Consider the following 26,138-nt stretch of genomic DNA (forward strand, 5'->3'; position numbering starts at 1 on the left):
TATTCCTTAAAAATAATAATATATTGTAATTATAACATTTTTCTCCTATTACTTGATATGAATGCTATAAAAAAATAAACTAGTCAAATTTTAAGCTCCATCTTCATGGAATTTTCCTTTCATAATTCTCTCTATATTTATGAATTTAAAAAGAAAAAGCTATATTTCATGTTTCTATTTACGAAATATAACTTCTTCCCTAGTTTCTCCTACTTATTATAAAAATAGCTTGTACATCATAAGTATAGGATATTTTTATTCATATTTTATTGTAAACTTAGCATGTGAACCACCTAAAAATACGATTTTACCATCCTTAGGTAAGGTAACCTTATTACTGCCTGAAATTAAAGAATTGTTTAGTACTTTGCCATTACTATTATAAACTACAAAAGCTGCATTTTTAGGTATATCTACAGTAATTTTCTTATCAGCTGATTCATCACCAATAGCATACCATTTAGCATATCCATCCTTACCAATTTTACAAGAGAACTTATCTTTTGTTGGTAAAGCTTTCATTGCATCCTCTTCTACATAAACTCTACCTCCTGCACTTAGATATTCATGCTTGTCCTTCATATAAAATTTATAATCATTTTGATCCCTTGACATCATGCCTGGTCCATCTAATGTAGAAATTGCTGAATTTTCATCTACTATTTTATCTATACCAAAATATCCTTCAATTCCTTTTACATCGATACTTTGTACTGCTTCAAGTGGAAGAATATAATATACTGAAGAATACTTTTCATTTAATAAGTAATATTTTTTCCCATACCTTTTTTCCCATACTTTAGAAACTCTTTCATTTAAATTATTAGCCTCTTCCTTTTGTGCTACATAGGCATCAATTACTGTTTGACCTAAACCTGACAGATTTAAGTAGCCAAACTGTTCAAGATATGTCTCCCCATTTGATTCTTCTACAAATTTTATATTTGTTGATCCATCACTAGTTACAAAAGTTCCATCCTTTGTATAATATAAAGTTTGTTTAGCTCCTTGTGGTTCTAGAGGATTGGATAATATTAAGGAACCTGATTCATCTATTTTCACATCAATAAACCCTTGAGACAATTCATATAAACCTTCATATTTTTTTTGCTCTGAAGGAACAGCTACTTTTTGTGGTGGAGTAAAAGTCTTATCTAGTTTTATATCACTAATTACACCTTTTTCCTTTAAAGCAGCAAGAAGTACTTCTTGAGCCATTACACCATCTGAGTTACTCCCACCTCCAGAACTTAGTATTGCTATAGCCATATTTTGTTCTGGTAAAACAGTTAAATAACTATGATAAAACTCAGTATCTCCGCCCTTTGATAGTGCTTTAATATTATATTGGTTGAAAGGATAAAGATTTACACTATCCCAGCCTAATCCATAACCTAGTATATTATCTTTTTCTTCTGGCCAAATTCCTTTCAAGTATTCCTTATTCTCCATTGCACTTAAAGAATTGTTAGAAAGAATTTTATTTGAATTTTGCGTAAAAGTTGTTGCAAATCTACATAAATCTTCTGCACTTGAATAAACTCCACCAGCACCAATGGAATTTAAATTTTCTGTGGGTACAGCGTTATTTATTTCTGGATAATATGTCTTAGCTAATTTATCTCTATCAAATTTACTGACAGGTGTTTTAGTATTATTCATTTTTAAAGTATTTGTAATATTTTTTGTTATATATTCTGTATAACTATCTCCTGTTACATGTTCTACTAAAATTTCAGCAAGAGAGAATCCATCATTACAATATACTGAGCAAGTACCTGGATCTGTCTTTAATCGTTGTGTTTTTAATTGTTCTAAAAGGGTATCATGTGCATAAGTATCATTATCTCCAAAAAGAAGTGCATTAGAATAACAACTACCCATTAAGCCTGATGAATGATTTAAAAGCATCCTAACTGTAATCTTTTTGTATCTATCATCCGCCATCCTAAACTCTTTAATATATTGGTTTACTGGAGCATCAAGGTTAACTTTACCTTCATCCACTAATTTCATTACTGCTGTTGTTACAAACATTTTACTAACAGAAGCAATTCCATACATATTATCGGCTGTTAATAATTTATTTTCTTCTTTTGAATATGCCCCTGCATTACCAGATAGTACAATTTTCCCATTATTTACTAAAGCATATTGTACACTTGTACTTCCATATTGAGAAATTAAGCTTGAAGCTTTTTGTTCTGCAACTGCTTTTGCTTGTTCATAACCATTATCTGCAACACTTTTAACTTGACTATTATTTTCCCTTCTGAACTTTTGAACATCATTTGTATCTGGTATTTTTATTTTTTGTCCGTCAATTGTTTTAGGTGCAAGATCTAGTGTAATTGTATTATTGGGGTTCTTTGTATCCAATATCCCAATTGAATTTTGATCTACAGCGAAAACTGACTTTGATGATGCACTTATTAATGCTACCAAAATAAGTGAAACTACACGTTTTTTCATTTTAATATTCCCCCTTTTTTTATCTTCTAACAATTCATGTATAGCTAATACACTCAATTATTATATTGTTTTATAATATCACTTATATTATGGAACTTAAAGGATATATTTCTAAAATAAACCTTAAGAATTTTTAATATAGATTTAATTTTTATTTATTTCGCTTCTCTTCTTTGTAGCTTTTTGCTGAATGAAAATAAAGCCAATGTTTCCCTCATTCAGAAATAGTGACTTTATTCTTACCTATATAATTACCTATTTATCCGCTATTAGTTCCTAGAAAGTAATTTATCTGTATCTAGAAGGTTCCTCTTAGATGCTTCTTATTATTTGTCCCAGCACCCGTACAATGCCTACCAATTTATCTCCATCCCAATCTGTTAAGACTGTAGAAGAATTAATCAATGCCTTATACAATCTACTTGGATTCTTTAATTACTAAAATTTTTAACATACTCCAAAAAATTTCAAAAAACCAGATGATGGAGGTATGACACCTTTAGGATATGGATAATATCTAAAATCTGAAACATAAAATATCGCCAATCACAAAAGTGATTGGCGATACTAAGGAGTAATCAAATATTAATTTTACAACTCCTTTTTTATTTTTATTTTCTTTGACCGAGTTATCTATAAGTTACATAATACCTAACTATTTTATAATAGTTACCAGTTCCACCTTCTTCATATTCCTTATGAATTACCGAACTAGTACGACTTACTATTCTACCTGCCCTTCTAAGTTCCTTATATCTATCATAGTTTGCTTGATCACTTGATGTATCAGGTGATTCACTAATAAGATCACCATTAGCTTTATAAAATTTAGCAATATCATAACTAAATGATGAAGTAGAACGTGAAACTGAAATTTTAGTAATATCATTTGTAGTACTAGCAGATACTTTTGTGGAAATAAAGCTTGTCCCACAAACAGCAAGACATAGAACCATTGTTAGACCAATTATCTTATTTTTTAACATAATTAAAACACTCCTTTTTTATTTTTACTTGTCATACATATTTTATATTATTTTTACTTATAAGTAAAAAGCTGTATTTTTTGTTATTTCATTATTTTATTTAAAGAGTCTTTAAAATACGAATTTAACCAATTTTTTCTAAATAATACTAGTTCTATCTAGATTCTGTGCCTATTATATGAAACATATCTACTTGGTTTATTAAAAATCTATACTTAATTAGTAAGATAATTGTCTTGGAAAATAATTTTCCATAGAAGAGTGTAAAGAAAAGCCTGTTTATGAATAACTCTAAAAATTACCAATCTCATTTAATCATAATATATATCTTAACTTTCACGCTTTTCTATAGCCCAATCAATCGATCTCCTAAATCCATTTTCAATATAACTAGGTTTGCTGGCAATTGTCATTCTCAAAACTCCTTCCCCACAGCTTCAAAATATAGATCTTCTTTTTTCATATTCTTCCACCATATTTTTTGCATTTTCATTTACTTCACTATTATTTACGTACTTAGCGATGGCCTTTTGAACAGAAGATTCAATTAATGAAAGTCCTTATGATTAATTGGATGAAATTATAACTTAAATATTTTTTAACATAAAAAAAATAACCCACTAAAATCTAATATTTAGATTTTAGTGGGTTTTATATCTGGTTACCTGCATAGTTTATTATTTTATTATTATGCCTTTTACTTCTAACTTTCCAAAAACTAATGTAATCTTTGACCCTGATTTTATCGTATTCTCAAAATTTTGGAATAGTAATATCCCTGTATATTGATATTTACGGTGCTTTGTTTGTATTGCTCCATACCTAGGAAGTTTCATTAGATAAAATTTTTTCTTACTTTCTTCATCAACTAAATATATATTCTCTATACCTTTCACCCGATCAGGTCTAGTTATCCTATACCTAATATCAATGAAAGCCCCCTCCCCACTTAATTGAGCCTTTATAATATACAGTTTTTCTCTTTTAAATCTATAGGTTAGTAAATACCATATCTTCATTAACCATTGTATAATTATCAACTAAAACCACCTGCCTAATCAAGGGGCCCTACTTTAAACAGGTACCCCCTACTTTATAAGATCAACATTAAAATTTAATTACAGCAATCATCTTGCTTATTGTTTATTGTAACGTCATTTTCATGACATTTTTTGGTGCATCAGTTTGAATAAAAATTAGCTGACCTCCTGGGTAAACCCCATTGTTTGTAACTTTATAGTCATCATGATTATGAGCTGGATAAAACTGTGGGAAAAATTTATCATCACCTTGATTTCCTTGACATATATCAATATAGTTTACTGTATTATAATTTGGGCAATTAACTGGTTCTGTAGGAATATCAGCAACTTCCATATCAGCTAATTGTGAGCAAAGTGATGGAATTTTATCTTGAATACTATCTTCGCCTTTAACAATATACTTTCTGTACACAGGTCTCTTATCTTCAGCTATTAATAGTAAGTCATAAGTCTCTCCCGAACCTATAGTAGCTGTAAATCCCATGTTCTGCAATTCATGATCCATCTGCTCCATATTGTCCATATAATCCATATCGTCTATATATCCCATTGGGTCATTACGTTCTAAATAATTCAACTTAGTAGCAATCTTTAGGAATGGACTTGGGTGAGCATCTTTACCCACAACTGTAAAATGCCATCCGTGAATGTGCCAAGGAACAACCTGATAACCTAGATTAATCATCCTTAATAAGAACTTTTCATTTGTTGATATATGAACGTATGATTCATAATTAATTTGTGTCAAATTTGAATTACTTCCTGAGGACGGTGTTTGAGGATGTGGAAGTAATGTGTCTGGGAAGGCACGGCCATTGACAAGCCAATAATCTGGTTTAAAATTCACTGCATTGAAAGGATTATTTGGATCCGGTTTCCATACCGCATCATGCCATACAGAATCAATATCCGATAACAACATTACATACTCTTTATCAAAATAGGTGTTTATATCATTATAGGCAAAGTTTCTATTAGTAGCAGTTATTGGAATCTGACATTGATGCTCACGATGTAAATACCATCTTCCCTTTTGATCTTGAGTAATACCTGCTTTTTCTAGACTTTTCTTTGAAGGATAGACAACTAATGCTCCATACATCCCCATCTGGACGTGCTCAGAAGCCTCTACATGACAATGATACATTTGAGTTCCTGGATGTTCAGGTTCAAAGAAATAGGTTGCATTAGGAGGCTCTTCTGTGGGCTTCATCCACATTGGTACTGCAAATGATGCCTCTGGAAACCCATCTAGTTGTGTTGCTACATGTGCACCATGAAGATGCACAGTATGTGGGTCCATAAGATCAGGTCTACACTTCATACCTAGATTAATAAGTGTAATATAAATTCTGTCTCCAACTTCCCCCCAAATCATAGGAGCTGGTATTGTCCCAGTACCTCTTAAATTGAATAAATCTTGCCATTTTCTAGAATCCTTCCAATTAAGTTCAGGGTTTTCATACTGTACATTACCTTCATCTATAACCTTATAAAGTCCACCAATAAAACTAAAAACATAAACTTTTTTTCTATCTTCAGAGCACGGACACTGCGGATCAGTGCACGGATTATCTGCACTAGTGCATGGATTAGGTGTATTACTGCACAAATCAGGTCCATTTGGTAAACAAATAAAACCATCTGTTGCTAGTAAAACATAGTGCCTTATTGCCATATATATACATCTCCTTGTGTAAAAACAAACTTTATCTTTTGACTCAATATATAATATGATTATTAAATACTTTAGGTTACTTCCAGGAATTAAACAAATATAAAATAGCAGCTTCCAATAAATACTTCATACATTTCGTTTTCTATCAGTGTTACGATATATCACCTTCATAATGTCGACGAAAATATAAGAAGAATATAAATTAATTTTGCTATATTTTACCGAAATTCTATCATCTTTAAAAAGATAAAAAACTTAGGGGATATATCAAGATAACCTTTTGATACATCCCCTTATTATAATTATATTCTACTATACTATCTAAATTAACATGAAACTTCATCTGAGTTTTTGTAATCTAACTCCACATCAGAATCCTTTTTACACTTCCATGCCTTCACAACCTTTACCAATGCATACAATACTGCTGCAACTAATGCTATAGGTATCAATGTTTTAACTCCTATTCCATTTTCACTTGCAAATCCTAATTTTGAACAAACTATATACATTGATACCATTAAGAATAATACAACTCCACAAGCTTCATAACGATATTTCCATGGTTTTATATCTACAACTTTATTGTCTCTTAATATATATTCTTCATCTCTTGGTTTGATTTTACCAATAACAAGCATAATTATACAGCTGATTACAAATAAAATAGCTAATTGATAAAGATAATGTATATCTGGTTTTATTACTAATTGAAGTGTTCCATAAGTTAGTACAAATAATACTATAGATACCTTTGCTGCTATTGCTGGAACTTTTTTTGTCACATAACCTATAAAGACTATTGTAAATATAGGAACATTGAAAAACCCATTTACTGTTTGTAAATACTCAAATAAGCCTTGTGGTGCATACATTATAAATGGCGCTATAGTCATAGAGATTATGGCTAAAACAAGACCAAACTGCTTACCTTTTGATATAATTTCTTTATCAGATTTTCCTTTTCCCAATATAGGACTATATACATTTAATGCAAATAAAGTTGATGCACTATTTAGGACCCCATTAAATACACTTAATACTGATCCAAACATAGCTGCTGCAAAGAAACCAATTAAAGGTTTTGGTAAAACTTCATTTACTAGTTTTGAATATAAAAGATCTGGATTTTCAATTCCTGATCCATATACATTAAAAGCTATAATTCCAGGTATTATAACTATTAAAGGCGTTAATACTTTTAAAAGCCCTGCAAAGATTATTCCTTTTTGACCTTCTGCTAAATTTTTAGCAGCTAATGCTCTTTGTATAATTGCTTGGTCTGTTCCCCAGTAATAAAGATTAACTAAAATCATTCCTGTAAATATAGTTCCAAAAGGTATAGGATCATGTGATGTTCCTATAGCATTGAACTTATCCGAATTATTCACTAACATATTTGATAATCCTGTAGAAAAGCTACCATGCCCCAAATATATTAATCCAAATACAGGAACCATTAATCCACCAATAGCTAGTCCTATACCATTTAATGTATCAGATACTGCAACTGCTTTTAAGCCTCCAAGTATAGCATAAATAAATCCTATTATACCTATAACCCAAACCATAATCCAAACACTAGCTGTATAGCTTATTCCAAACATTTCTTGTACGTTAAAGATTTGTGCTAGTGCAATAGCTCCTGAATAAAGAGTTATTGGAAGTAAATTTGAAACATATCCTAATAAAAATAATAATGAAACTATCTTTTTAACTCCTGAATCAAAACGTTCTTCAAGAAAATCTGGTACAGTTGTAATACCTTGCTTCAAATATCTTGGAAGTAAGAATAAAGCTACAATTACAAGAGTAACCCCGGAACCGACTTCCCATCCCATAACACTCATATTACTACTATATGCCTGAGCACTCATCCCTACAAAATTAGATGCACTTAAATTCGTAAGAAGTAAAGATGCTCCTATTACTCCTCCTGTTAAACTACGTCCTCCTAAGAAATAAGAATCCTTCGAGTTATTTTTTTGTCCTTTTAACTTACGATAAGTAATTGTTGCTACTAATATAATACAAAATAAAAACGAAATAATGGTTAACATGTTTTTTCTCCTTTTTAATTAATGAATATTATTACATACCATAACGTTTACTTATTATCTAGAATAAAGCTATGGATATAAAACAATAACATCCTCGTAAACTACAGGATGTTATTGTTTTCTGTAACCGTTAATCATATTATATTGAAATCGTTATATTATAAAAATCTTAATTATTAACTTTTCTTATAAAATATTAACTTAATACTTAATTTAATTTTAAATTTGAAAAATCACATAGACTCCTACAACTACTTCTCCTATGCAAACTTCATTTTTACTTTGAAATCGCTTAACCTTAGTGCTATAATTGCCTAAGGTGATAATTAATGAAGATAAAAAGAGTAAGAAATAGGATAACTATATATTTTTCCATAATAATATTTAGCCTTACAGTAGCCATTACATCATCCATAAGCTCTATATTTTCAAAAGAAATAATTAAGCAATATAATAATGTTGCAACAGAAAAAATAACTGTAATCTCTAAAACACTTAATGAAAATTTAGATTTTATACGGCATGATTCTTATATGATTGAAAACGATAAGACTGTTTATGATTTTATGTCTAAGGTTAACAAAAATAAATACATTGATTCAACAACTAATACTGAATTTTTGAGTTCTCTATCAGACTATTGCAAACGGAGTAACTATATAACTTCCGTTATTCCTTTAACGACTGATAAAAAAATAATGGATCCTCTTTATTCACAATATCCTTATAGTGATTTAATTTATGGAAATAAGGAGTTTGATAATTTTATAGAAAGTAACTATTCAAACAAATTCTCATCTCCCAATACTTTTCCATTTAATTATGTAGATCCTGATTATGATAAAAAAACAACCATAACTTATTTTTCTAGATATTTAGATAAAGAAAATTACTTTCTCATAGGCTACCTTATGCTCAACATAAAGAAAAAAAGTTTATTTACAAATATAGATGACTATTGTACTGGTGTCTTTGATAGTACTTTTATTGTTGATAAGAACGGAAGTTTAATATATAAGATAGGAAATATGGATTATGATAAAACGATGCTAGAAAAAGTTAATGATGATACTTTGAAAGTAAACGATACAAAATATATTGAATTTAATAGTGTTATAGAAGCATATCCAGAATGGAGAGTAATCGGATTAATTTCTTTAGATTCTCTAACTAAAAACCTAAATGCTATTAAAGTACTAATTTATTGTATAGGTATATTTAGTATCATAATTGTAATCATTATCAGTCATATTACATCAAAAAAAATAACAGATCCTATACATGCTATTACAAAAGCAATGAATAGATTTGAAAATGGTGAATGGCCCGACAAGTTAGAAGTTAACACTGAGGATGAACTTAAATATCTTGTAAACAATTTCAACAAGATGATTTATAATATGAAAGACTTGATTAACCAAATATATAAGGAAGAGGAAGAAAACAAAAAACTTGAAGTAGAATCTGTGAAAACTCAGCTAGATTTATTACAATCACAGATAAATCCTCATTTTATACATAATACACTTAATACAATAAATTATTTAGCCATAAAAAATAATCAAGGAGAGATAAGAGAACTTATTCAATCCTTTAACAGTCTCTTAAGACAAAGTATATCTACAAGCAAAAAACTTATAACTTTAAAAGAAGAGGTAACCTGCACGAAAAATTATTTAAACATACAAAAATATAGATATGGAGACATAGTTAGATTAGTGTGTAATATACCTGAAGAATTAAGTAACTGTTTAATACCAAAACTGATACTTCAACCTCTTATTGAAAATTCTCTTTATCATGGAATAGTACCTAAAGGCTCATCTGGTACTATTAGAATAGACATATTGGCAAAAGTAGAGTTTATAACCATAAGAGTCATAGATGATGGTGTTGGATTTAGCAAAGAAAAATCCTCTCATAGAGGTTCTAATGGTATTAGTTTAGATAACATAAGAGAAAGACTAAGACTATATTTTGGAAATGAATATAATTTAAATGTATATAGCAAAAGTGGAATTGGGACTTGTATAGAATTTAACATTCCGTATATTTATTAGAAATACTACTTAAGGAGAATAACAATATGTACAAGGTAATGATTGTCGATGATGAAATACCAGCACGTGAAATTCTTTCCTATATAATAAATTGGGAAGATACTGATTTTAAAATAGTATCTAGTGCTTCAAATGGTAAAGAAGCGCTTAACAACTATTCTAATATAAACCCTGATCTTATAATTACAGACATACAAATGCCTATTATGGATGGCTTAGATTTAATAGAAGAAATACAAAAGATAAATAAATCTCAAAAATTTTTAATACTTAGCTGTTATGAAGATTTTACTTACGCTCAAAGGGCTATGAAAATGGGAATAACAGATTATTTAATAAAAGATTTAATATCTCCTAATGATTTATACGGTATATTGGCAAAAACAAAAACTGACCTTGATAATATAAATGTCAAAAAAACTGAAATTAGAAAAGAACATAAACTCTTGAATTTTTTTAGAGAAAACAAGGATGTAGCTCTTAGAAAACTTATATTTAATGATATAAATGAAGATGATGGTCTAAGTCTTATTGAAAACCTTAACCTTAATTTAAACGGAAAACTTTTCGCCCTATTTTTCATTCAAATAGATAACTTTTTTAAGTATATAAACAATGAAGAGTTTTGTACAAAAACTCTTAAAGAAATTATTAAAACTTTTTATGAAGTTATGGACGAGCTTAATATTGGTGAATGTTTTTATAGTGAAAATGGAGAATTTACAGCTATCGTACGCTTAACTCCAACAGCTAGTGAAGCTGACATAATAAATCAATGTTATTCTTTAGCACAAGAAATACGAAGGAGAATTTCTCTGATACATAATGTTAGTTTAACCATAAGTATAAGTTCTACCTTTAAAAAACCTTTTGGAATAAAAAAGTATTGGGATGAAGTATTTAAACTTTCTAAAATGAAGGTATTCCTTGGAAATGGAACTATAATTTTAAATAATACCTTTGTTAAAGGTCTAAACTTAGATAGTAATACTTTAAGTAAAAGGATTAATTCTATTTCTGCAGCTATTGAACAAAACCATATAGAAAGCTTAAATTTAGAACTAACCCATTTATATGACAAAGACATAAGAGGATTTATGCAGTTTAATTATCTTAATTATATAAACTCCTCTCTTTTAGATTTGATAATAAAAACTTGTAACAGGTATTCCATAGAATATAAAGATATTTTTTCAACTTCGTATATACCTATGGAAATCCTATCAACAAAGGAAACTATTGAAGAAATGAGAAGTTGGTTTATTGAAATTTTTACTAAAATAATTAATTATAAAACAAACAATTTTTTCAAAAATAAATACAGCAAAAAAGTATCAGATTGTATAAATTACATAAATAAAAACTTATATAATCCTTCACTAAGCCTAACAGATATAGCTACAAATATTAATGTTCATAAGGTTTATTTATGTAGGATATTTAAAGAAGAAACAGGTGAAAATGTAACACAGTATATTCTAAAAGCTAGAATAGAAAAATCTAAAGAAATAATATTATCCACTAATTACAAACTTTACGAAGTATCAGCTAAACTTGGCTTCAGTAGTCCTCAACAATTTAGTATACTTTTCAAAAAAGTTACAGGTATTACACCAAACCAATTTAGAGACTCCACCTTCGAAAATCATAATTAATTTTATATTTCTAAACTAATGAAAGGAATTTATATTGACATGAATAAAAAAATACCTTTAGTTGTAATTGTAATTTTTTCTACCTTTATTTTTTCTTATAACAAGATATCTAATACGGAAGATAATAAAAAATCTGATTTAGTTATTGCTGTTATTTATAAAACTTTAGACGAAACCTGGTTTCAAGAAGAAAGTGAAGCTGCTAAAAATAAAGCTTTAGAAATGGGTGCAAAAGATGTAATTACCATAGATGCTAAAATGAACCCTGATGTATATTTATCTGCTTTAGACAACTTAATTACTCAAAAAGTAGATGGTATATTAATATGTATTCCTGATCAAAAATTAAGTAAAATTACTGTTGATAGATGCAAAAAAGCAAATATTCCTATTATCGCCTGTGATGATCCCCTTACTGATGATAAAGGCAATTATCTTACTCCTTTCGTCGGAATAGATTCTAATCAAATAGGTCGAGATATGACTAACCTTATGGTAGATTACTTAAAAAATAATAATAAACTTACTGACCCTAAGTCCTCAGGCCTTCTACTTATGACAATGGATTCAGTTTCTAGTTGCATACCTAGAACTGAAGGGCAATTAAATACATTCAAAGAAAGCTTTCCTGATTTTCCTAAAGAAAATATTTTTCAATCAGAATATAATGGACAGTCTGAAAAAAGTTTTTATTCTGCAGCCTCCACTATAAACGCTAATAAAAATATAAAAAATTGGTTTGTCATGTCTGCCAATGAAGCTGGTACAATTGGAGCAATAAAAGCACTTGAACAATCGGGCCTTGCAGAAAGTGCTGTAGTTGTAGGCGTAGGCGGCTATGTAGCAAAGGACGAATTTCAAAAACAAAACTCCCCTCTTATAGCCTCTGCATATATAAGTGCTACTGAAGTAGGAGAAATTGCTGCTGAAAAACTCATTGAAAATCTGTTACTTAATAAAAAAATACCTGATAAATATTTAGTTAATGACAAAATAATTACAAGAGATAACTATCAAGACCAAACCACTTTAATTAATGGTCTGTGAAATTAAAAGGGACATGTATGTATGCTTAAATTTAAAGCTACTAAGAAATTGACTTTACCATTGCTAGAAAAAGAGTTCTTATACCAATAAAAACTCTTTTTCTTACTAGGTTTTAAAGTACCATTTAGTATCTCCTTGTTTTCCTTTATGAATGAACTAAAATTTAAACACAACTCTCTTGTACGTCACTAGATGATTCCCTAGCATCTTTTTCACTTCTTATATTACAGCCTATAATTGACACCAATATAAGTATTACCCCTATCCATTGCATCCAATTCACGTGCTCTGATAAAACTAATGATGACATAGTCACAGCCGTTGGAAGCTCAGAAGCAGATAGTATAGTTCCAAGTCCTGGCCCAACATGTGGCATTCCAATTGAGAATAAAAGTGGCGGAAGACAAACCCCAAATATTCCCAGTATCAATCCATATTGAGTTAACCCTTTTAGCACAGAAAAGTCTAATAAAAATTTTGGTGGAAACAACAAAAATATGACTATTAAAGCACCTGTTGAAATAAGTGCACTTTTTAATACTGGTGGTGTATCTTTCTCAACTGAACTACTAAGAAAAATAAAACCTGTATAAGTGAATGAAGCAAGCAATCCCCAAATTGCTCCCTGCCATGAAAAGTTTCCTCCTTTCTGTGAAATAACATTTGCAGCTAAAACAGAACCAATCAGTACAATACCTATGGACATAAGTTTTTGTTTACTAGGTTTTTTATTATTAAATATCCAATCAAATATTGTACCAATCCAGACAAATTGAAATAGAAAAATTATTGCTAATGAAGCATTGAGTGTTTTTAATGATTGATAATAAAACAAACCTGTTAACCCAAATGGAATTCCAGATAAAACAAGCTTTAAAGTTTGTTTCAATGATAATTTTTTCTTTTTTGTAAATAAAGCAACACACCATATAAGCACTGTTCCAAAAAAATATTGTCCTCCTGTTACCTCTGTTGATGAAAAACCTGCTGAATAAGCAAGCTTTACAAATGTTGATAATATTCCATAACTACATCCGCCTAAAAAAACAACCAATGCATAATGCCATTTTCTCAAAATTATTCCTCCTCCTTTAAAACACAAAAAAGCCACACAATTATCACATTGATAATTGTGTGGCGAAAATAGAACTTCTCTAGAAAAATCCACATCCTAAAAAGGTTTTATTATTAAATTTTTTATTAAAGTATAAAATCATTGCTGTAAATTGTCAAGTAAAATATATTATGTTTTACATATTAATTTTATTTTCTAATACTATGTTAACTTATGTATATGCCTAATTATAAATCATAAAATTATATAAAGCATCTAAATCAACTCTTCTTAAATATGGATTTCACCGCTCGTTTCACTACATCAAAAAAGCTTAACGAATAAACCATATGATCTGGGTCAACATAATTTCGAATAGCACGAAGTACTTTTTTTGAATCTTTAGAAGCAAAAGTATATGTACCATTTTTCTTCGTTCGGATTGCATATCGTGGAATCCACTTTCCTTTAAACAATACGGATGCAATGACATAGTCAACCTCTTCCCAAGGAATTTGTATAAACTTACTAATATCACGAGAATTATAGAATTCAAAGCCTTTGTCACCAATCATAATTTTGCCATAATCTGAAAAGCCAGTAAAAGCTGTTGCATCAATTGTTAGATCCACCTTTGTATTGAGTGATTGAACCATCTAATCTACCTCTTTTCTACTTATACACACATTTATTTTTAATTATATACTTTTATTATATATTCTATATATATTTCTATCAATTATTCCAAAGTCCATTAAAAGTGGTTAAAAAAGCCCAGGCTATAAAAGCCTAGGCTAAGTAAAAAATATTACATTAAACCGATTAAGTGGAATACAATACCAATTACAAATAACCCAAGAATAATAACAATTGGAGATACTTTCTTCTTAAGTAACCACATACAAAGAAGTGTAATTAATAATCCTGCAAGTCCAGGAATTAATGAATCCAAGTTATTTTGAAGCGTTGTAACCTTAGTATCAGTTAATGACATACCAGATCCTTGTTGTAATAGAGCTTGTTTAACACCTTCTGCTCCATCAGCAAGTTTGCTCCAATCAATGAATGCACCATCACTTAATTTAACGGATGATACTACTGGCGCAAATTTAACTGATACCCATCTATTAACCAATGATCCTAAAATGAACATACCAAGGATGGATGCTCCTTTTGTGATATCTTGTAGTAAACCACCTGATAAATCATCAGTAATACGAGATCCTGCTTTGTAACCAAATTCTTGTGTATACCACATAAATGACATACGAATTGCATTCCAAGCAAAGAAATAAATAAGTGGTCCAAGAATGTTACCAGTCATAGCAAGAGAAGCAGCTAATGCCCCTAAAATTGGTTTAACAGTAAACCAGAAAACTGGATCTCCGATACCAGCTAAAGGTCCCATCATACCAACTTTAACCCCTTGAATAGTTACATCATCGATTGGTGCACCATTTGCACGTTCTTCTTCTAAAGCCAATGTTACACCAATAATTGGTGAAGCTACATATGGGTGAGTGTTAAAGAACTCTAAGTGACGTTCTAATGCAGCTGCTCTATCTTCTTTAGTTTTATATAATTTTTTGATTGCGGGAATCATTGCAAATGCCCAACCACCGTTTTGCATTCTTTCATAGTTCCAAGAACCTTGAAGGAAAAATGAACGGAACCAAACAGAAATACGATCTCTTTTTGTTAATTTTAATTCTTTTGACATTTTCGTTTCCTCTCCCTTCTTAGTAATTATCTATGATATTGCCTAATGGATCTCCTGTATTTGAGCCTCCACCATTGCCTGAGCCACCTTGTTTACCAAGTGCTAAGTAAATAAGAGCTAATGCTACACCTATTGCACCTAATCCGATAAGTGTAATTTGTGAAACAGTTGCTAATACAAAACCGATTGCAAAGAATGGCCATACTTCTTTTGTAGCCATCATGTTGATTACCATTGCATAACCAACAGCTACAACCATTCCACCACCAATTGCTAAACCATCTGTTAACCAAGCAGGCATAGAATCAAGTAATGAACTAATAGGACCAGCGCCAATTGCTAAGATCAATGCTGCTGGAATTGCAATACGTATACCTTGCATACAAATAGCAGCGATTTGCCACATTTCGATAGCTTTTAGATTTCCTTGTTTAGCAGCAGAATCCATAAAATGTACAAATGCTGTAGCAATAGTACGACAAATAATAGTTAATAATAACCCTGCAACTGCTAGAGGAACAGCAATAGCGATTGCTGAAGTAACTCCTTCTTTACCTTGTCCTCCAAGAACTAGGATGATTGCAGATGCAACAGATGCTAATGCTGCATCTGGTGCTACGGCAGCACCTATATTTGCCCAACCTAAGGCAATCATTTGAAGCATACCACCTAAGATTAAGCATGGAACTAAGTTACCTGTAACTAAGCCGATTAACGTACAAGCAATTATTGGTTGGTGAAAATGGAATTCATCCAAAATACCTTCTACACCAGCTAGAAATGCTACAATAATGACTAATATTATTTGAATTATATTTAAAGTCACGATTATTAATCCTCCTTTTTATTTAAATTATTAGATTATTTTATTTTATTTAATTCCTCTTGTGCTTTTTTAAGTATTTCGTTCATATTTCCCTTTGAATCATTTGGTACTTTACGAACATCGAAATTAAGTCCAGATTGTTTAAGCTTATTGAAAGTATCAATATCTTCTTGATTGAAAGCAAGAACTTTGTTTGGTTGAACTTTACCTATAGAGTGAGCCATCGAACCAACATTAACCGTTTTCAAAGGGACTCCACCTTCTACTGCTCTAAGTACATCTTTTGGATTTTCAAAAAGAAGCATTGCACGTTGTCCACCAAAATGTTGATCATCTTTTGCAAGCTTAATCATATGATCAACTGGTACAACATGAGCCTTAACCCCTGGAGGAGCAGCTTGTGTGATTAAATTCTTACGAAGCTCATCTTTAGCCACCGCATCTGACACTACGATAATTCGTGTAGGATTTACAGTTTTTGTCCAAGCAGTTGCTACTTGACCATGAAGTAAACGAGAGTCGATTCTAGCTAAAACATATTCAAATGTTCCAGGTGCACCTGCATTAGATTGCCCCGCTGAAGCTACATTAGATTTACCAGTATCTACTGGTTCCAATGCCTCAGGCTTAACTTTAACTCCTTCTTTAGCTGAATTTAAAATAAAAGCTGCAATTTCCTGTGCAGATTCCATTGAAAGACGTGAACCATAAGCTTCAATCAGCATTGGTAAATTCAAACCAGCTACGATTGCCCATTTATCTTTATGTTCTTCAAATAGAGTATTCGCTTGGTTGAATGGTGTACCACCCCAAAGATCAACTAAAAATAAAACCTCATCTTGGTTGTCAAAGGATGAAATTGCATCTTTCATTTTTGCTTTAATATCATCAGGTCCTTCACTAGGCATCAACGTAACAGCTTTTACGTTTTCTTGTTCTCCAAAAATCATTGCTCCAGATTGCAATATGCCTTTAGCAAAGTCTCCATGACTAGCAAGAATAATTCCTACCATTTTTATACCTCCTATTTTTTATTTGCTACAAAAACAAAAGGCATAAGCATTCAGAAATAAAACCCAATAATATATGTTTAAATCTCATTACACTACTTGTACACTAAAATTGAATCATAAAAAAAATATGATGATACCTTGTAAGACTGTACAAAACTTGTAATATAACAAACAAATACTAAATTATTTTATTTACCTATGCTTATGCCTGATCGAATCAGTAACACGCTAGATATTATTATTATTTTTATAATATATTCAGGAATCTTTATTAGATTCCTTTCTTATGGCTACGTTTTCATAATAACATTCTATTCTCCAATATGCAACATATTTCTTAACTTTTTTTAATTTTATTTTTTAATTCTATTTTTCATTGTTTCATCTATTACTATAGTTGCATCTTTATGTAATTTTAACATTGTTGCAGGATTATTTGTTGTAATATTTCCATCTAATAATTCCTTTATAACTTCTGTTTTATCTTCTCCCTTTACTAACAGTAATACTTTTTTTGCTTTCATTATTTGTCCAATTCCCATAGTTATAGCCCTAGTAGGCACTTCATTTATTGATTTAAAAAATCTTGAATTTGCTTCGATAGTACTTTTAGCTAAATTAGTTACATGTGTTTCTGATATCAAAAAATCATCTGGTTCATTAAATGCAATGTGGCCATTGCTTCCAATTCCGAGAATTTGTATATCAATACCACCTAATTCCTCTATTTTTTCATCATAACTTTTAGTTTCTTTTTCAAGATCTTCTGCTAAGCCATTTGGAACAAATGTATTGGCTTTATCTATATTTATGTGATTAAACAAATTGTTATTCATAAAATATCGATAACTTTGAGGATCTTCTTCTCCAAGTCCAACGTATTCATCTAAATTTACTGTTTTTATATTACTAAAATCTATTTCTTTATTTTTATTCATTTCTATAAGTTTTTTATACAATCCAATTGGAGTACTTCCTGTTGCAAGCCCTAAAACAGCATCTGCTTTTTCAGTGATTATATCTTTAAATATTTCAGATACAACAGAGCTCATTTCCTCATAATCTTTAACTACTAGTAACTTCATTTATAATACTCTCCTTTGTTGTTAATTAGTTAAACAAACCCTATACCTATACTTGTCTCCTCTTGCTATAGTTATAGTATATTCAATGATTCCCTTTTGCTCATATACTATTCTTTCAAATTTTAATCCAGCTTGTCCTTGAGGTATTTTCAAATAAATGCTTTCCAATTTATTTATTAAAACACTCTCAATCACTTCCTCTGCTGATGTAATATTTACATTGAAAGTATTCTTTAACAATTCATACAGCGAAAATTTTTCAATCATTTCTTTAGTTAGTTCTTCAAATCTTTCATATGGCAAATATGTTGTTTCATATATCATCGGGATATCATCTGCAATCCTTATTCTTGAGATCTTAAATACGAGTTCATTTTTTTCTATTTTTAATTTTGTAGATATTTCATTACTGGCTTCAATAATCTCAAAGTTTAACAATTTTGAAGTCGGTTTTTTTCCATGCTTTTTCATTTCTTCTGTAAAGGACGAAACTTTTATTAAATCTTGTTCTACTACTCTAGGAGATATGAAATTTCCTTTTCCTTGTACTTTATAAATATATTTGTTCTTTTCTAACTCATCTAAAGCTTCCCTTACAGTTGTCCTACTAACCCCATACTTTTTACAAATTTCTCTTTCAGAATCCAATTTATCATGTTCTTCCATTTCATTTTGTATTTTTTCAATAAGAATATTCATTAGCTGAACATATAACGGAATTGTCAACTTCTTATCAATTTCAATCATAAATGCACCTCTTTTAGTTCTAGCAGTTTATGATTATTATACCCTTACTTAATATAAAATAAAACATGAATTGTTTAATAAAGGAATTCCTTTAACCATACCAGCTATAGAAATTTATACTAAAGTGGTAATTATCACTACAATAAAATTATAATTAATTATTATATTTGTGTCAATATGCACTTGAAAATTCCTTTACTAATCATATATACTTAATATAAACAACTGGCAATATCCAGTTGTACAACATAAGAAATTACACTTAAAGGAGCATAATATGATAATAGAAAATTGCAATATTATTTATCTAGATAGAATAGAAAAAGGCTCAATTCTTATAGAAAACGGAAAAATTAAAGAAATAAATCCCGCTAAATACCACGATGAAAATACATTAGACGCAAAAGGATTATATGTTTCACCTGGTTTTATTGATGTTCATATTCATGGTGCAGGTGGTTATGATACAATGGACGGTACCAGTGAAGCAATCAATACCATTGCTAAAACAATAGTTAAGCATGGAACAACTGCCTTTACCCCTACTACTATGACTGTTTCTATAGAAGATATCAGAAAATCATTAGGTGTTATAAAAAGTCTGAAGAAAATTGGTTCTGAAGGAGCACATGTTTTAGGCGTTCATTTAGAAGGTCCTTTTGTAAGTCCAAAAGCAATTGGCGCACAAAATCCTAAACATATTCTATCCCCGTCTATTTCAACTTATAAGGGCATAGTAAAAGATTATGAAGGTATTATTGTTTCCATAACCCTATCACCAGAAATTGATGGTGCCAAAGAACTTATCAAGTACATATCAGATACCGGAGTTATCTGCTCACTAGGTCATACAAATGCAACTTACGAAGAAATGATTGCAGCAATAGAGTGTGGCGCTAGTCATTCAACTCATTTATACAATACAATGACACCTTTAAATCATAGAAATCCAGGAGCTGTAGGGGCTATTTTTGACAGCAATATAACTACAGAAACAATTGCTGATGGAATTCATATTTCATATCCAGCTTTAAGAATTGCATATAAGCAAAAGGGGACTGACAATGTGTTGTTAATATCTGATGCTATGATGGCTTGTTGCATGCCAAATGGAGAATATTCATTAGGTGGACAAAAAGTTATAGTAAACAATGATGAAGCCCGTTTAGAAAATGGAGCTTTAGCAGGTTCTGTACTTACTATTGATAAGGCAGTTAGAAACGTATATAAAAATTCAGACTTACCTCTACATGAAATCGTGAAGATGGCTTCATTCAACGGAGCTAGACATTGTAAAGTAGATGATCATAAAGGGCAAATTAAAGAAGGTTATGATGCTGATTTAATACTATTTGATGATGATATTAATATAAAGAAAGTTTTCATTTTAGGAAAGGAAATATTGTAATACTCAATGAGATAAACCAATACTTCTTTCAATTTAAGAAAAAACAAAAAGCCCACAATATCCGAATACTGGACTTTGTGGGTTTCATAGTGGAGGAGAAGTATGCTCTATCAACTCTATCTATCATATCCATAATATTCATCTGGATCTTCACTCTATCATTTTACAGTCATGAATCAATTTGCTGTACACCCGTAGAGATCTTTATTGCATAGTTTATTTACATTTACCTTCAACGCTTATCTTATGAAGTTGGTAAATATTTTATCTTCTCTTTCATTTTCCTTTACATTATTTTTACCAGAATCAATAACCTTCAATAACCATGCCATATTCTTTCCTAGAACACTCATAATTTGCATCCCTTCGTGATCCTGTACTGCTTCCCCTGGTTCTCTGCCATGAACTACATTCCAATAATTTGATGATGGTATTACCATCTCTGAATAATTGATATAATTATTCAACTGTTCAAATGTTGGAACACCACCGGATCTTCTTACTGCCACCACACTAGCCCCTACCTTATGTCTAAGCATTCCATTATTCACAGATGTAACTAAAAATGCACGATCCAAAAATGATTTCATGGTTCCTGGTATAGCTGAATAATGTACAGGAGAACCTAGAATAATTCCATCAGCTTCCTTCATCTTTTGAATCCAATCATTAACCTCATCATTCTGCATAACACATCTTTCATTCATGTTTCTACTGCATCCTCCACAATCAACACATCCACGTATTATCTTATTTCCAACATGAATAATCTCTACCTCTATATTTTCTTTCTCTAACTCTGCTACTACGACCTTTATTGCCTCATAAGTATTTCCATTCTTTTTAGGACTTCCATTAAAAACAACTACTTTCATATATATACCTCCATATAATTTATTTCCAAACATATGTTTATTATATGGTTCACTAATATAGGTAACAAGTACGCACTTTTTAGTTAGATTACTTACCTTTAAGTAAGATTTATTGCAATATCTATGTTAGTATAAAGTAAAATTTCACTTAAAAATAATATATGTTTATTTTAATTTAGAAATTTGTTATTATGAAGTTACTTGGTATATACTGTAATTCTACTGCATGGTTAATCAAGTTTTATTAAATATAAAAGATTAAAGGTAGGTAAGCAAATGATAAATTATAATGGTAGGCACTATGTATGTTTATTAGATTTTGCAATGGATTTTATCAGGGGTAAATGGAAGGCAGTTTTATTATGTCATTTATATGATGAACCTAAAAGATTCTTAGAGCTTCAACGAATAACTAAGGGAATAAGTCAAAAGGTATTAAATGAAAAGCTTAAAGAATTAGAAAATGACGACTTAATAAATAAACATATTTATCCTGAAATCCCACCAAAAGTTGAATATTATCTTACTAAAAAAGGAAGAGACCTTACTAAAATCATTAAAGAAATTGAGTCTTGGTCTATTAAATATTATTCTCACTTAGACAGTGGATGCAAATAATTCAATTTAGTATATTGAATTAAAGATATTATATAATTCTTCGAATATACTTGCAGCCTAAATATAACTAACTCTCATTTTCTCTAAAAAACATAAAACCCACAACAATACACCTCTGTATTATCGTGGGTTTCATGATGGAAACAAAGCATGATCTTTAAAATCCACCATAATTATAAATAATTTATATACCAATTACTTAGTTTTTAATCCTTGTTTATTAATAGCCTCTTTAACTTTAGGATAATAAACTGATTGATAAATTCTTGAAGTGAAAGTACTCCAATTTGTCTCTTGCTCAGATCTTCCAATTTCCTTTAAATATTCATCCATTTGTTCATCATAAACATTAATTGAATCTTCAACAGCTTTTATATCATAACTTTCGTTATGCTTAAAGCTATCAAAAGGAACTCTAGGTTTTTTATGTGATTCATCGGCTGGATATCCAATAACTAAACCTACCATTGGAAAAGTATATTTAGGTAATCCTAATATTTCTATAACTTCTTCTGGATTTTTTCTGATACCTCCAATAGGTACTGTGCCAAGTCCAAATGATTCGGCAGCAACAACAGACGCTCCTAAAGCTATTCCAACATCTACACCTCCTGCAAGAATACCTTCTATATCTTCATGAATTACTTGCTTAAGACCAGTTTTTTCACCTGCAAGATAAGTTCTATAGAAATCCATCACAAATACTAAGAATACTGGAGCTTTTGCAACATATTCTTGATTACCAACGAGTTCTGCTAATTTTTCTCTCTTCTTTTTATCTCTTACAACTATAACAGATGTTTGTTGTCCATTTATTGAGTTAGGCATAGCTTGAGCACTTTTGACAATTTCATCGATTAATTCATCTGAAACATCTTTATCTAAATATTGTCTTATTGATCTATGATTTTTCATTGTATTTATTGTATTATTCATAAATAGTCCCTCCATAAAATATTTTAACTAAGTAAAAAATAGATTATATTTTTATAGTTTCATAATAATATTATTTTGTAATGAATCCAAAGCTTCAGGAGTATGAGTACCTAAATAAACAGTGTCATTTTCTTTAACAAAAGTTCTTACATTTTCTAATGTTTGTTGTGCCAAGTCCTTATCCTCGAAAACTACAGATAATTTATTTCTCCTTAAAGCTTCATCAGTATAAGTTACGTCACCATGAATCATATAATTTAAGTCGTTATTTTCAACAATAACTAATGAGTTACCAGTAGTATGTCCATAAGCTGGCAACATTATAATATTTTCGCTTATAATTTGACTTTCTGCAAAGTTTTTATATTTACCATCAGTAAAATCAACCTTAATTATATTTTCACCATTTATCTTCATAGCATCAGCTTCAATGCGTGAAATATAAATTTGTGCATGCTCAAATAATCTTAATTCACCAGCATGATCAGGGTGTTTGTGAGTTAAAATAATTTTATTAACATCTTTTGGCTCATATCCTATATTTTTTAATGCTTCTGTAAAGTTTGCAACCTTTTCTCCCATATAAAGTGCTTGATCAGGCTTATCTTCAAAGTCAGGTGTTTCAACAGGAAGCCCTGTATCAACTAATATAACTTCACTCCCTGTATCGATCAAATAGTTTTGCAAACTTGCAGGATATTCTTTAGTAGTATCAATCTTTTCTTTTTCAAGAGATCCTCCTAAAGCAAACGCTTCCTTCATTCTTCCATTATTATAAAATTCTAAGGCTAAAATTTTCATAACCTATCCCTCCAATATATTATTATTTTTTATTAGTAAACTAATTAAGTTTTAAAAAACTTAATTTTATCTTTTTAAAAGTATTAAGGAACCTATATAAGAATTTTATATAGGTTGCAATTAAATTTTATTCAATTTAATTGTAATTGTCAATACACTATTTAAATATTTTCATTAAAAGTTAAATTATTTATCTCTTCTTTTGCGATTACCCTCTGCATTGATGATGTATCTTGAATTTGAGATTTTAGTATTGATACTTAATAATATTTTTATTTAACTTGCAACTATTAAATTCCTATATAATTAGAAATATCTATTTTAAGAAAAAATTTAATTTAAACATATAAAAAGTCATAAAAAAAACACCTATTTAGCGTAAAATTTATCTGCAACAATAAAATTTTCACTAAAAGGTGTTTTTTATGATTAATAATCAAGAATATATTACTATAAGTTCTAAAAAAATTCATATAATCATTTTGAATTATTATCATAACAGCTTTTTCTTTCTACAAACTTAACTGGAATAACATAATTAGCTGAAAATACCACATTATTATCTATTGATGTAATAATAGATTTTGTTGCTAATTCTGCCATTTGTACTAGCTCCATTTTCATTGAAGTAAGTGGTGGATTAAAATATTTTGATGCTTCAATATCATCAAATCCTATTACTGAAATATCTTCTGGCACTCTAAGTCCTGCTTCTTTTATTGCCTTTATAGCTCCAAAAGCTATTTTATCATTACTTGCAAAAATAGCTGTAAACTTGATATTTTTGTTAAATAGTTTCTTAACAGCATTATATCCACCATCTTCAATAAATTCACTATTTATAATCAAGTTTTTATTTATAGGTATACCTGCTTCTTCCAATGCTTTTTTATATCCTCTAATCCTATCCTTTGATGAAAATTTACCTGTTCCACCTGTAATATGTACTATTTCAGTATGATTAAGATCTATAAAATACTTTGTAGCATTATATGCACCACCATAATTATCAGCATTTACTATCATACATTTTTTATAAGAAACGTCATCAGGTTTAATTGACTGATCAACTAATACAACCTTATATCCACCATCAATTATTTTTTTTATTACTTTATCATCATCATTTTGTCCTATAAATATACCACCAGAAATTGTTTTATTATAAAAACATTCTTTAATCTTCTCATACCCTTGTACATTATGTATTATATAAACAAGAACTGTATATCCCATTTCACTAGCAGTTTCTATTACCGAACTAGTAAATTCTAAATAATATGGACTTTTTGTAATTCTACTTTTTAATCCATATGATCTATATACCATATCTATAATAAATAATCCAATAACTTTGTTTTTACTTCCTGCAAGCATTCTAGCCGAAGCATGTGGCACATAGTCATATTCTTTAATTATTTTCAAGACCTTTTCTCTTGTTTCCTCTGGAACATTTGAATAATTATTTATAACTCTAGATACTGTACTACGTGATACTCCTGCAAGTTTTGCAATGTCACTACTATTCATAATTTTTTAATACCTCCACTTATAAACCCGTGTTCATACTATATATTATAATATTAGTATATATTTTTCAATAACTTTTACCAATAAGCATACTGTACACTACCATGTTAAAACAAATACATCTAATCATCATCATAAAAACTACATAATTATAAAAACTTAAAGGATGTATCAGAGAAAATATCAGATACATCCTTTAAATATCTACTTTTTATTTCTTTAACTCTTTAAATATTTCTATCATTTCTTCAACCAACGATTTGATTGTTTCTGCCGCCATCATTTGATCTTCTGCATGCATTATTATTAATGAAAATTCCACTTTTTCTCCTGCTGCTTCCTTTTGTATCAATGATGTATGTGCATGATGACCCTTTACAAGATACTCTGATGCTTCAGACATCTTTTTTTCTGCTTCATCATATCTGCCTTCTCGTACATCTCTTAACGCTTCAAGAGCTAGTGATTTAGCCATTCCAACGTTACTTATTATTTCAAAGGCTATTAATTCAATTCCTTCCATA

General features: G+C 29.8%; 22 protein-coding genes. 5 read left to right on the plus strand and 17 right to left on the minus strand.

Annotated features, from left to right (window positions below; all coding sequences use genetic code 11):
- Positions 1–255 precede the first annotated feature (255 nt).
- The 5 genes from H9661_RS07570 to H9661_RS07590 all read right to left on the minus strand — a co-directional run bounded on the left by H9661_RS07570 (position 256) and on the right by H9661_RS07590 (position 8,239).
- Positions 256–2,472, minus strand: coding sequence for a serine hydrolase domain-containing protein (locus H9661_RS07570; RefSeq protein WP_207729647.1), 2,217 nt, complete (start codon positions 2,470–2,472; stop codon positions 256–258).
- 629 nt (positions 2,473–3,101) lie between these two features.
- On the minus strand, positions 3,102–3,458 hold the full coding sequence (locus H9661_RS07575; RefSeq protein WP_191768075.1) for a hypothetical protein: 357 nt from the start codon (positions 3,456–3,458) through the stop codon (positions 3,102–3,104).
- A 677-nt stretch (positions 3,459–4,135) separates the two neighbouring features.
- On the minus strand, positions 4,136–4,498 hold the full coding sequence (locus tag H9661_RS07580; RefSeq protein WP_143318044.1) for a hypothetical protein: 363 nt from the start codon (positions 4,496–4,498) through the stop codon (positions 4,136–4,138).
- A 103-nt stretch (positions 4,499–4,601) separates the two neighbouring features.
- Positions 4,602–6,179, minus strand: a complete 1,578-nt coding sequence (locus tag H9661_RS07585) for a multicopper oxidase domain-containing protein (protein WP_191768077.1) — start codon at positions 6,177–6,179, stop codon at positions 4,602–4,604.
- 326 nt (positions 6,180–6,505) lie between these two features.
- Positions 6,506–8,239, minus strand: a complete 1,734-nt coding sequence (locus H9661_RS07590) for a solute:sodium symporter family transporter (protein ID WP_143318042.1) — start codon at positions 8,237–8,239, stop codon at positions 6,506–6,508.
- A 329-nt stretch (positions 8,240–8,568) separates the two neighbouring features.
- Here H9661_RS07590 and H9661_RS07595 point away from each other — a divergent pair, with 329 nt between their 5' ends.
- Genes H9661_RS07595 through H9661_RS07605 form a run of 3 tightly spaced genes read left to right on the plus strand, consistent with a single transcriptional unit; the run spans position 8,569 to position 13,001 of the window.
- Positions 8,569–10,299 carry a sensor histidine kinase gene (locus H9661_RS07595; RefSeq protein ID WP_191768080.1) on the plus strand — a complete coding sequence of 577 codons (1,731 nt, stop codon included), beginning with the start codon at positions 8,569–8,571 and terminating at the stop codon, positions 10,297–10,299.
- Between the two features lie 26 nt (positions 10,300–10,325).
- Positions 10,326–11,954, plus strand: a complete 1,629-nt coding sequence (locus H9661_RS07600) for a response regulator transcription factor (protein ID WP_191768082.1) — start codon at positions 10,326–10,328, stop codon at positions 11,952–11,954.
- Between the two features lie 39 nt (positions 11,955–11,993).
- Positions 11,994–13,001: an arabinose ABC transporter substrate-binding protein gene (locus H9661_RS07605; RefSeq protein ID WP_143318037.1), complete on the plus strand. Its 1,008-nt coding sequence runs from the start codon at positions 11,994–11,996 to the stop codon at positions 12,999–13,001.
- A gap of 163 nt (positions 13,002–13,164) precedes the next feature.
- Here the strand turns inward: H9661_RS07605 and H9661_RS07610 are convergent, their stop codons facing one another.
- The 7 genes from H9661_RS07610 to H9661_RS07640 all read right to left on the minus strand — a co-directional run bounded on the left by H9661_RS07610 (position 13,165) and on the right by H9661_RS07640 (position 19,446).
- Positions 13,165–14,076, minus strand: a complete 912-nt coding sequence (locus tag H9661_RS07610) for an EamA family transporter (RefSeq protein ID WP_143318036.1) — start codon at positions 14,074–14,076, stop codon at positions 13,165–13,167.
- A 260-nt stretch (positions 14,077–14,336) separates the two neighbouring features.
- Positions 14,337–14,711, minus strand: a complete 375-nt coding sequence (locus H9661_RS07615) for a DUF956 family protein (protein WP_191768084.1) — start codon at positions 14,709–14,711, stop codon at positions 14,337–14,339.
- Between the two features lie 152 nt (positions 14,712–14,863).
- On the minus strand, positions 14,864–15,775 hold the full coding sequence (locus tag H9661_RS07620) for a PTS system mannose/fructose/sorbose family transporter subunit IID (RefSeq protein WP_143318033.1): 912 nt from the start codon (positions 15,773–15,775) through the stop codon (positions 14,864–14,866).
- 19 nt (positions 15,776–15,794) lie between these two features.
- Positions 15,795–16,601 (minus strand): PTS mannose/fructose/sorbose transporter subunit IIC, encoded by an 807-nt coding sequence (locus H9661_RS07625; RefSeq protein ID WP_143318031.1) that lies wholly within the window; start codon positions 16,599–16,601, stop codon positions 15,795–15,797.
- Between the two features lie 35 nt (positions 16,602–16,636).
- A complete protein-coding gene (locus H9661_RS07630) occupies positions 16,637–17,614 on the minus strand; it encodes a mannose/fructose/sorbose PTS transporter subunit IIA (RefSeq protein WP_143318030.1) in 978 nt (325 codons plus the stop codon).
- Between the two features lie 353 nt (positions 17,615–17,967).
- Positions 17,968–18,699 carry a glucosamine-6-phosphate deaminase gene (gene nagB / locus H9661_RS07635; RefSeq protein WP_191768086.1) on the minus strand — a complete coding sequence of 244 codons (732 nt, stop codon included), beginning with the start codon at positions 18,697–18,699 and terminating at the stop codon, positions 17,968–17,970.
- Positions 18,700–18,720: 21 nt separating this feature from the next.
- Positions 18,721–19,446, minus strand: coding sequence for a GntR family transcriptional regulator (locus H9661_RS07640; protein ID WP_191768088.1), 726 nt, complete (start codon positions 19,444–19,446; stop codon positions 18,721–18,723).
- Positions 19,447–19,723: 277 nt separating this feature from the next.
- Here H9661_RS07640 and nagA point away from each other — a divergent pair, with 277 nt between their 5' ends.
- Positions 19,724–20,854 carry an N-acetylglucosamine-6-phosphate deacetylase gene (gene nagA, locus H9661_RS07645; RefSeq protein ID WP_191768090.1) on the plus strand — a complete coding sequence of 377 codons (1,131 nt, stop codon included), beginning with the start codon at positions 19,724–19,726 and terminating at the stop codon, positions 20,852–20,854.
- A 239-nt stretch (positions 20,855–21,093) separates the two neighbouring features.
- On the opposite strand, the gene H9661_RS07650 is transcribed toward nagA, so the two are convergent.
- Entirely contained in the window at positions 21,094–21,729 is a 636-nt protein-coding gene (locus H9661_RS07650; RefSeq protein ID WP_191768092.1) for a flavodoxin family protein, read from the minus strand.
- Between the two features lie 276 nt (positions 21,730–22,005).
- On the opposite strand from H9661_RS07650, the gene H9661_RS07655 reads away from it, so the two are divergent.
- Positions 22,006–22,347, plus strand: coding sequence for a winged helix-turn-helix transcriptional regulator (locus tag H9661_RS07655; RefSeq protein ID WP_143318023.1), 342 nt, complete (start codon positions 22,006–22,008; stop codon positions 22,345–22,347).
- 195 nt (positions 22,348–22,542) lie between these two features.
- Here H9661_RS07655 and H9661_RS07660 read toward each other — a convergent pair whose 3' ends face one another.
- The 4 genes from H9661_RS07660 to H9661_RS07675 all read right to left on the minus strand — a co-directional run bounded on the left by H9661_RS07660 (position 22,543) and on the right by H9661_RS07675 (position 26,137).
- The gene (locus H9661_RS07660) at positions 22,543–23,283 is read right to left on the minus strand and encodes an NADPH-dependent oxidoreductase (RefSeq protein WP_143318022.1); all 741 of its coding nucleotides are present in this window, start codon (positions 23,281–23,283) and stop codon (positions 22,543–22,545) included.
- 51 nt (positions 23,284–23,334) lie between these two features.
- Positions 23,335–24,084 (minus strand): MBL fold metallo-hydrolase, encoded by a 750-nt coding sequence (locus tag H9661_RS07665; protein ID WP_191768094.1) that lies wholly within the window; start codon positions 24,082–24,084, stop codon positions 23,335–23,337.
- 477 nt (positions 24,085–24,561) lie between these two features.
- Positions 24,562–25,614, minus strand: a complete 1,053-nt coding sequence (locus tag H9661_RS07670; RefSeq protein ID WP_191768096.1) for a LacI family DNA-binding transcriptional regulator — start codon at positions 25,612–25,614, stop codon at positions 24,562–24,564.
- Between the two features lie 211 nt (positions 25,615–25,825).
- Entirely contained in the window at positions 25,826–26,137 is a 312-nt protein-coding gene (locus H9661_RS07675) for a PTS sugar transporter subunit IIA (RefSeq protein WP_143318018.1), read from the minus strand.
- Position 26,138: the final 1 nt, after the last annotated feature.

This window comes from Clostridium cibarium (assembly GCF_014836335.1).
GTDB classification, from domain to species: Bacteria; Bacillota; Clostridia; order Clostridiales; family Clostridiaceae; genus Clostridium; species Clostridium cibarium.